This is a genomic window from Komagataeibacter sp. NFXK3 (assembly GCF_054182245.1).
The window spans coordinates 1-7,855 of sequence record NZ_JAPIVJ010000040.1; the positions used below are offsets into that span (position 1 = coordinate 1).

10 protein-coding genes and 2 pseudogenes are annotated in these 7,855 nt (G+C 55.5%); 6 read left to right on the plus strand and 6 right to left on the minus strand.

The window, feature by feature from the left end:
* Positions 1-66: 66 nt before the first annotated feature.
* The 4 genes from tnpB (OQZ28_RS16750) to tnpA (OQZ28_RS16765) all read right to left on the minus strand — a co-directional run bounded on the left by tnpB (OQZ28_RS16750) (position 67) and on the right by tnpA (OQZ28_RS16765) (position 2,446).
* Complete coding sequence (gene tnpB / locus OQZ28_RS16750; RefSeq protein ID WP_007400694.1) at positions 67-279, minus strand: IS66 family insertion sequence element accessory protein TnpB; 213 nt, start codon at positions 277-279, stop codon at positions 67-69.
* Positions 280-581: 302 nt separating this feature from the next.
* Positions 582-1,748, minus strand: a complete 1,167-nt coding sequence (locus OQZ28_RS16755; protein ID WP_051672012.1) for an IS110 family RNA-guided transposase — start codon at positions 1,746-1,748, stop codon at positions 582-584.
* Positions 1,749-1,769: 21 nt separating this feature from the next.
* Positions 1,770-1,961 (minus strand): IS66 family insertion sequence element accessory protein TnpB, encoded by a 192-nt coding sequence (gene tnpB / locus OQZ28_RS16760; RefSeq protein ID WP_083824534.1) that lies wholly within the window; start codon positions 1,959-1,961, stop codon positions 1,770-1,772.
* Complete coding sequence (gene tnpA, locus OQZ28_RS16765; protein ID WP_458136672.1) at positions 1,958-2,446, minus strand: IS66-like element accessory protein TnpA; 489 nt, start codon at positions 2,444-2,446, stop codon at positions 1,958-1,960. Before tnpA (OQZ28_RS16765) ends, tnpB (OQZ28_RS16760) begins: the two co-directional genes overlap by 4 nt.
* A 463-nt stretch (positions 2,447-2,909) precedes the next feature.
* On the opposite strand from tnpA (OQZ28_RS16765), the gene OQZ28_RS16770 reads away from it, so the two are divergent.
* Entirely contained in the window at positions 2,910-3,659 is a 750-nt protein-coding gene (locus OQZ28_RS16770; RefSeq protein WP_458136673.1) for a TIR domain-containing protein, read from the plus strand.
* 652 nt (positions 3,660-4,311) lie between these two features.
* A complete protein-coding gene (locus OQZ28_RS16775) occupies positions 4,312-4,536 on the plus strand; it encodes a hypothetical protein (RefSeq protein WP_082267100.1) in 225 nt (74 codons plus the stop codon).
* Between the two features lie 235 nt (positions 4,537-4,771).
* On the opposite strand, the pseudogene OQZ28_RS16780 reads toward OQZ28_RS16775, so the two are convergent.
* Positions 4,772-4,957: pseudogene (locus OQZ28_RS16780) on the minus strand (IS630 family transposase); the annotation flags it as partial.
* Between the two features lie 98 nt (positions 4,958-5,055).
* On the opposite strand from OQZ28_RS16780, the gene tnpA (OQZ28_RS16785) reads away from it, so the two are divergent.
* The 4 genes from tnpA (OQZ28_RS16785) to OQZ28_RS16800 all read left to right on the plus strand — a co-directional run bounded on the left by tnpA (OQZ28_RS16785) (position 5,056) and on the right by OQZ28_RS16800 (position 7,706).
* Entirely contained in the window at positions 5,056-5,427 is a 372-nt protein-coding gene (gene tnpA / locus OQZ28_RS16785; RefSeq protein WP_034930370.1) for an IS66-like element accessory protein TnpA, read from the plus strand.
* Positions 5,424-5,771 (plus strand): IS66 family insertion sequence element accessory protein TnpB, encoded by a 348-nt coding sequence (gene tnpB, locus OQZ28_RS16790; RefSeq protein ID WP_019092134.1) that lies wholly within the window; start codon positions 5,424-5,426, stop codon positions 5,769-5,771. The genes tnpA (OQZ28_RS16785) and tnpB (OQZ28_RS16790) overlap by 4 nt, the downstream gene beginning before the upstream one ends.
* A 64-nt stretch (positions 5,772-5,835) precedes the next feature.
* Complete coding sequence (gene tnpC, locus OQZ28_RS16795) at positions 5,836-7,446, plus strand: IS66 family transposase (RefSeq protein WP_034930374.1); 1,611 nt, start codon at positions 5,836-5,838, stop codon at positions 7,444-7,446.
* On the plus strand, positions 7,401-7,706 hold the full coding sequence (locus OQZ28_RS16800) for a hypothetical protein (RefSeq protein ID WP_240471398.1): 306 nt from the start codon (positions 7,401-7,403) through the stop codon (positions 7,704-7,706). Before tnpC ends, OQZ28_RS16800 begins: the two co-directional genes overlap by 46 nt.
* A gap of 17 nt (positions 7,707-7,723) precedes the next feature.
* On the opposite strand, the pseudogene OQZ28_RS16805 reads toward OQZ28_RS16800, so the two are convergent.
* Positions 7,724-7,855 (minus strand): annotated as a pseudogene (locus OQZ28_RS16805) (IS630 family transposase); the annotation flags it as partial.

Genomic DNA, 7,855 nt, shown 5'->3' on the forward strand with positions numbered 1-7,855 from the left:
TGAAGGCAGTTGATCACATGGGCGCTCAAAAGGGTACCAGTATATGCTGACCTGGCGCGGTTTTTATTATCCCGCCAGTTCAGGTCTCCATGTTTTCTGCGGATTGCGCCAGTCCACACCCTCCAGCAGACAAGTCAATTGTGACGGGGAGAGATGGATCGCTCCGTCCTTTGCCGAAGGCCACAGGAAATGCCCGCGCTCGATCCGCTTCGCATATAAGGAAAGGCCGATCCCATCGTGCCAGATCAGTTTCACCAGGTCGCCGCGTCGGCCCCTCACATGAGGAGTTTCACGTCAATGGCCACTTTCACTGCGAGATCATTTTTTCTTCTCCGTGTTTTGGATCCATGGTCTGAGCCTGTTTAACGACTACCGGCGCGATGCCGCACCTGTAGAACCTCACATCCGGTCGCCGCTCGCGCGCGGCAGCACCACTATCCCGCATTCGGGGCAAAGGCTCAGGAGAACGGGACCATTCTGAAAGGTCGGCATTGCAAGCCATGGGGCCGATCGGTCCGTTCACCTGGATCCACAGGACTGATCAGGTCCTGGGGATGGGGTTTATGTCTGTGGTGTTTCCATCAGCGGGACGCCGGATGCGCGCCATCGATAACGACACCACTCGTGACATATTTCCAGAGCGCAACAAGAAGCTTGCGGGCCAGGGCAACGATCGCCGTTTTGCGGCTCCGGTTACTTCTTGCGCCCACGTGTTCATGGAACCACTGCGCCAGCGCGGTGTCAGGCTGGTAGCGGAGCCACAGCCAGGCAAGCTGGATCATGGCCGTGCGCAGGCGCGGATTACCGGATTTCGAGACGCCTTGTTCACGGTCGATCGATCCGCTTTTCCACGGCGAAGGCGCCAGACCGGCATAAGCCGCGACCTGCCGCCTGTTGTCGAAATGCCGGAACAGTCCTTCCTGCGTCAGAACGGTGGCAAACTCGGCGCCAATCCCTCTGAGACCCTGCAACAGGACAACTGGCGAACATTGATTGTTGTCATTCACTTTTGCCAATTCGTCCCGTTCGCTCTCAACCATTTTAATCTGTTCCATGAGAAGTTCGATGCGGTCCAGTTCTCGTCCGATCTGCGCCTTGAGATGCTTCGGCAAGGGATGACCATCGCCCGTTCGCAACTCGTCGAGACAGGCACGCCGATCCCGTCGCAGCGGCCGGTAACCTCGAATGCCCTGGCTCAGCAGCAGGCCCTGGACGCGGTTGATATGCCGCGTGCGCTCGCCCACCAGAACCTTACGCTCCCGACTGAGACGTCGGCGGTCTTCCTCTTCCCGTGATGGAGGGCGGACCATTGAGCAGACCCGTGCCTCTCCGCGTTTGAACGCCAGCAGCGTACGGACCAGCATCTCCCCGTCGATACGATCCGTCTTTGCACGCCGGTGCTTGCGGGGAACTGCGATCGACGCCGCATCGACGACATGGCTCTCGATCCAGTCCTCCTGCTTCAAGGCTCTATCGATCCAGAATCCATCCAATCCGGCTTCCTGAATCACCACAAGCGGAAAAAGTCTTCCTTCCCGAGCGCGGGCCTTGTCACGAAGACTAGTGAAACAGCCGAACAGGCCCGCAATATCGCCACCTTGAACCGAGTGGCGCGACATCTTCTCGCTTCCGGGTGAGAGCGATGTGACCAGCCAACTCGATTTTCCAAGTTCCAGTGAAACGAAGATCGCGCCAAGATCAACGCGGATAGCGACCGGGGTCGTGGGATGATCAGATGCCTCGAGCATGGTTCTGCCCTCCAGAGAGTTTCAGCAAGCACACTCTGACACGGCGCGGCTCGCTATCCACTCCTCATGGAATCTGAAGGCATAGACGTCACCCGCGAAAGGGTCACGACCCAGTGCTTCCTGGACCTTCAACGCCAGCCCGGGCATCCCCAGGCGCATATCGGTTACACCGGCCGCCAGCCATATCCTCAGCGTGGAAGGAAGCGGGATCATGATCGTAGTGCGCCCACAATCTCACGCAGACGATCAGCGGACAGCCCTGCGTCGAACTCCAGCCGCACACCGTCCGGAAAGACCAGGCTGACGGCTTGGCCGGACAGCGTTCCCTGTTCTCTCCGACGCTCCGATGGCTGCGGCTCGGGGGCCGGGGCTACCATGACAGGTATGAACGATGTCCCGCCTTTGGCCTGCGCTTTGGCCCGAGCCTCTCGCCGCCAGCGAAACACCAGACTGGGATGGATCCCATACTGTGCAGCCACCTCCCTTATGGGGCGTCGGCTCTCGTAGGACGCGATGACCACTCGCGCGCGAAATTCAGGGGCGTGCCAGCGGCGGCGATCCGAAACGATCTCGATCCGCGAGGCGTCCGCCAGCCTGTCCCGCTCGCCTGTCTCTCTACCGCTCCTTTGGAGCCTCTCTGCGGTACTACCTGCGACACTCGCAGGTAGTACCGCGTCCCTATCTCTTAAATCGCTCATGCTTCATAGCTGAACAAGACCAGAAGTATTCAGCAAGGCGTCAGTCGCCGGGAGCTTACACAGCACCAGCCGGTTGAAGGGGATGTCACGGGACGAACTGAGGCTGATTTTGGGAATAGTGGTCGCCATGGCGAAAAACTCCATGACGGGCGGACAGGAGACTCTCTCCCACCCTCTCAACCCGTCACGAAAATCCGCGCAGCCCTCTGACTCTGAAGGCTATACCCGAACAAGCATGCTCTCCCCTTTCCCGGCAGAAAAAATGTCGGCGATGGGGGGGCAAGCGGAAGGTCCGATGCCGAGCACAATCACAAGGCGAGGGCCATTCATGCGACACAGGGTTTCTACGGTTGGTGCTTGAACAACTCGTCGGTGAAAGCTTCTTGAGTAGGAAACCTGTGTCTTGTAAGACTAAAGCATGAAATTGTAAGCAATATCATTCGTATCTTTACTCGGAAACATCATGAAACCACGTATGTTTATTGCATCTTCTGCGGATCATCTCGATCTCGCCTATGCTACTCAAGAGGGCTTGGAACATGACGTGGAGGCAACGGTTTGGAACCAAGGTGTATTCACGCTGTCTCGTTCCACAATGTCCACGTTGCTAGATGTTCTCGATGAAAGCGATTTCGGTCTCTTTATTTTTGCGCCGAGTGATGTCAGTGCGATTAAAAAAGTAGAGAAACAGACAGTCCGTGACAATGTTATCTTCGAGTTGGGGCTCTTCATTGGTCGACTGGGGGCAGAGAGATGCTTTATCATTATGCCGCGCGGCATTGATGACCTTCATTTACCTACGGACCTTCTCGGCGTTACCACAGCTTCGTTCGAGCCTAGCCGACAAGACGGGAACCTCGTAGCGGCACTGGGACCTGCCTGCAGCAGAATTCGAGCATCATTAAAAAGGCTGGGTTTGTTCAAATCCGCGCCGATCGAAGCAGTCGCAAGCACATCGGCGGTCGTAGAGTCTGTTCCTGAACTCGTGAGCGATCCCAATGATATTGTCGCTCTGATCCAGTCTTGGATGGGTTCACGTCCTGCAAGTGACAATAGCCGTGCTATCTTTTTTTCAGACGTCGATATCCGTCTGAATCTGGTGCCTGGCTCTGCTGCAAAATACATCGAGCAAGCGGCTGCAAGATGGAACTACGCGGTTGAACGACGAGGTCCGAAGACGGTACTTTTCCGGGATAACGGCCCCATCTTTTAATGATAGGCGTTCACAACGTCAGCTGACAACAACTGCACACGCCGACCTTTCGCATGCCTCTTTGATCTTTACTTTCGGCCAATTTTTGGGACTTGAGGTGATCGTAGCCTAACTAATTCGACTGTCCGTTTTGAGAAACGCAGATCAATGGGCCATACGTCCGAAATGAGGCGTTAACAGCCTGTCCGGTAATCCATATTACCGGACAGATTCGGGGGCTGAAGGGCTTTTGTGTCCACGTCGCCTGTGGCCGCCTGATCTCTGGATACCACTCTAAACTATATGCGGGCTGACGGGCTGCAGCAGACCCCATTCGTCATAGCCCCCTCACTGGTACAGCAGACGAGCCTTAGCATGCCGACCATCAATGCGGCCTAGGCAGACCTGGAACGACTTGGCATTCTTGCAGAAGGCACTGGACTCAGACGAGGACAGGTTTTTAACTATCTGGGCATCCTCAATGATGGAAAATCCCATTTATTTGGTATATATAAAATTAATTCATACTAATTATGTATAATTTATGAATTGATGTGCTATTTTATCAATTCAGATATGACACTACTATTTTTAATTTGTGGTTGATATGATGTGTACCAATACCATTTCCAGAGTGGGATTGATTGAATCCTACAAAATGAATGGAAAACTGATGTCAGCTGCCTATATTGAACACCGTCCCAAAAGTTCTGATCCCAATGCCTCGACCGCTCACTATGTGATCGTGGTAAATGGTAAGGAAGAAGGTCCTTTCTCCACACAGAAAGCAGCAAAAGACAAGGCCTGTAAGGATGGTCATCGGCCTGTTCATGTTGCCCGTGAACGGCATCTTCAGGATCGTGCTCAGCCCGCCCATTGGCGTGTTGATCCCTGCTAAAAGACAATTGGCCTTACGGTATATTCCGTAAGGCCTCCTATATTCATACAAAAAATCCCGCAACATATAACAAGTTTATGATAAAAAAAGATATATAGTGTATAATTATTAAAATACTTCCAACAATTATTATAGGTATAATTTTCATATATGAACAACACCTATATAATTATATGTAGTTAATATATATTATTTAACAAGAGAAATTTTTCGAATGAACTAATACTACGGGCTATCACCTTTGACCTATATGAGCCCATTTTCTGAGGCCGATGGAACGGATGGTCTGTGGCAGGGCGGTGAGGTTGTTCCATGCGGTGCATGCGGCTTCGATGATGTGTTCGATGCCGCTGAACACGGTGTTGGACAGCCAGTTGGCGCGTAGGAACTGCCAGATATTCTCGACCGGGTTCAGTTCGGGCGTAATCGGCCGCTTGAGGCCGCCTTATGAGTGAGGATTGTGACTGGTAACTTACCGTCGTTAACGACGTCGTTATTGACGTCGTTTGGGAGGTAAGAATGGGTCAGGAAATCCTGATTGGCGTTGAACGCCGTCGCCGCTGGTCGGACGAACGGAAGCTGGAGATTCTGGCTGAAGTTGGTGTGGACGGGGCAGGTGTATCGGATGTGGCACGTCGGCATGGCCTGACCCGTCAACATCTTTACCAGTGGCGCTCTTCATTCCGTCAAAGGCTTTCCGCTCATGATCAGGATGTGCACTTTGTTCCTGTCGCACCGGTGGGCGGGAACAGTTCAGTGTCCGGGGATTACATTGCGCCGGATGCTGATGGACTGGCCATTGTGCTGCGCAATGGCCGTTGTATCAGGGTGACGGGACATCCTGCCGAAGAGCTTCTGGCGCGGGTCATCCGGATCGCGGAGACGGCATGATTGGCGTGGGCAACGGTGTGCGTGTCTATCTGGCCTGCGGGGTTACGGATATGCGCAAGGGCATATCGGGGCTGGCCGCACTTGCACAGGACAGGCTGCGTCAGGACCCGACATCGGGTGCCCTCTTCGCCTTTCGCGGTCGCCGGGGGGACAGGATCAAGCTTCTGACGTGGGACGGTCAGGGGTTCTGCCTTTATTACAAGGTGCTCGAGACCGGACGTTTTCCGTGGCCCTCCCCGGCAGATGGCGTTGCCCGCCTGACAGCCGCACAGATGGCCATGCTCTGGGAAGGAATCGACTGGAGACGGCCATCCTGGTCGGCCCCTCCCTCTCGCGTCGCCTGATTTTTTTCGTTATTTCTGTCGCAGATTTCTTTGTTTTCTGGCAGTTTTCCGCTATTATCCAGAGATGGAGCGACACTCTGGCCCCCTGCCTGATGATCTGGAGACCCTCAAGGGCATCATCATGGCCCAGCAGGGCGAGATCGTGCGGCTGTCGGCGTCGGCCCGGGCCTATGATGCCCTTGTCCAGTCGCTCAGGATCCGGATCGCTCGCCTGCAGAAACAGAAATTCGGGGCCAGTTCAGAAAAGATCGAGCGTGAGACTGAACAACTCGAACTGCTCCTCGAAGATGTGGAAATCGCGATTGCAGCGGCGGATCCGTCTCCCGAAAGTGAGGAGCACGATAACGGCGACGCCGTGGTCTCTCCCCAAAGACGGCGCGGCAGGCCCAGGGTCCCGGACGCCACTCCACGGGAGCGCATTGTGCTCGACCCGGGCGAAGCCTGTTCCGCCTGTGGCAGTCCCTTGCGCCTCGTCGGCGAAGATGTCACCGAAATCCTTGAATTCATCGCGGCAAAACTGAAAGTCGTCGAAACGGCACGGCTGAAGAAATCCTGCCGTCATTGCGAAACAATGGTGCAGCCTGAAGCGCCATCGCGCCCTGTCCCACGGGGCATGGCTGGCCCCGGGCTCCTGGCCCATATCCTGGTCTCGAAATTCGATGACCATATCCCGCTTTATCGTCAGAACGAGATCTTTGCCCGTCAGGGTGTCGAAATCCCCCGTTCAACCCTGATCGACTGGTGTGGTCAGGCCGTTGCAGTCCTGCGGCCCCTGACAGATATGATCCGTCAGGAGGTCGTGGGGGCAGAGCTGCTTCATGCCGATGATACGCCCATCCAGGTTCTTGATCCCCGCCTGCGCCAGGCTGGCAAACCACGCGGTGTGAAGGAAGGGCGGATCTGGACCTATCTGCGCGATCCCCGCCCATGGGGCGGGAGTGATCCACCCGCCGTTGCCTACTGGTTCTCTCCCGATCGCAAGGGGATCAATCCCCAGACCCATCTGGCACAGTTCCGTGGTATTCTGCAGGCTGACGCCTACGCCGGGTTCAGGGATCTGTATAAACCCGATGCAACGGGAACCGTGCGTGTGCGCGAAGCGGCCTGCTGGGCTCATCTACGCCGGGCATTCCATGATGTCTGGAAAGGCAGCGGCTCGACAATTGCAAGGGAAGCGCTTGAGCGGATCGGAGAGCTCTACGATATCGAGCGGCAGATCACCGGGCATCCGGCCTCCTATCGCCTGGCGATCCGGCAGGAAAAAAGCCGCCCCCGCGTTGCAGCGTTCCATGCCTGGTGCGAAGCACAGCTCACCCGCATCCCCGGGAAGGGAGAACTGGCAAAAGCGATCCGCTATGCGCTCAACCGGTGGGCCGCCTTTACCCTGTTTGTGGAAGATGGTCGTGTCGCCATTGACAATAATCCTGCCGAACGGGCCATACGGCCCGTATGCGTCGGCCGAAAAAACTATCTCTTTGCCGGTTCCGATGCCGGTGGGGACAACATCGCTGACGCCATGACCCTCATCGAAAGCGCAAAACTCTCAGGCCTCAATCCGCACGATTACCTCGCCGACGTTCTGGCCCGTATCAACGAGCACAAGATCAACCGGCTCCATGAACTGTTGCCATGGAACTGGCAACCCATGAAAACACCTCATCAACAGGCTGCATAGTCATGGCTGCCATCAGCTACATCTTTACCGCAGCATACGTCGCAGAAAAACTTGCTGAAGACGAGGATCTGCTGCATGAAATCGCCGAAGGCATGACGCCGGAAGATGGGCGTATCTATGTCTTCAACTCTAACCGGGAAGACGAGGAACCAATCCTTGCTTTTACAGAGTTTGGTATCGAAAATCTTCCATACCTAATCGAAATTCATAAAGAAAATCACGCGCTCAATACCAAAACCCCAGGCAGAAATACAGTCTGACGGGTCTTGAACGGCCGGTTACGTTCGGGCGCGCGGGACGGCAGGAAGATCAGGCTGACGTTGCGCGGCAGTCTGAGTTTGGGTGTCGTATGCCAGCCGGCACGATCGAGCAGGACGACGGCATGCGCTCCGCGTGCGACGCAGCGTGA

Coding starts and splice junctions, on each gene's coding strand:
- OQZ28_RS16755 (WP_051672012.1), bottom strand. CDS start 1,748: ATGCTCGAGGCATCTGATCATCCCACGACCCCGGTCGCTATCCGCGTT.
- OQZ28_RS16800 (WP_240471398.1), top strand. CDS start 7,401: ATGGAACTGGCAACCCATGAAAACACCTCATCAACAGGCTGCATAGTC.
- OQZ28_RS16770 (WP_458136673.1), top strand. CDS start 2,910: ATGAAACCACGTATGTTTATTGCATCTTCTGCGGATCATCTCGATCTC.
- tnpA (WP_034930370.1), top strand. CDS start 5,056: ATGGGTCAGGAAATCCTGATTGGCGTTGAACGCCGTCGCCGCTGGTCG.
- OQZ28_RS16775 (WP_082267100.1), top strand. CDS start 4,312: ATGTCAGCTGCCTATATTGAACACCGTCCCAAAAGTTCTGATCCCAAT.
- tnpA (WP_458136672.1), bottom strand. CDS start 2,446: ATGAGCGATTTAAGAGATAGGGACGCGGTACTACCTGCGAGTGTCGCA.
- tnpC (WP_034930374.1), top strand. CDS start 5,836: ATGGAGCGACACTCTGGCCCCCTGCCTGATGATCTGGAGACCCTCAAG.
- tnpB (WP_019092134.1), top strand. CDS start 5,424: ATGATTGGCGTGGGCAACGGTGTGCGTGTCTATCTGGCCTGCGGGGTT.
- tnpB (WP_083824534.1), bottom strand. CDS start 1,961: ATGATCCCGCTTCCTTCCACGCTGAGGATATGGCTGGCGGCCGGTGTA.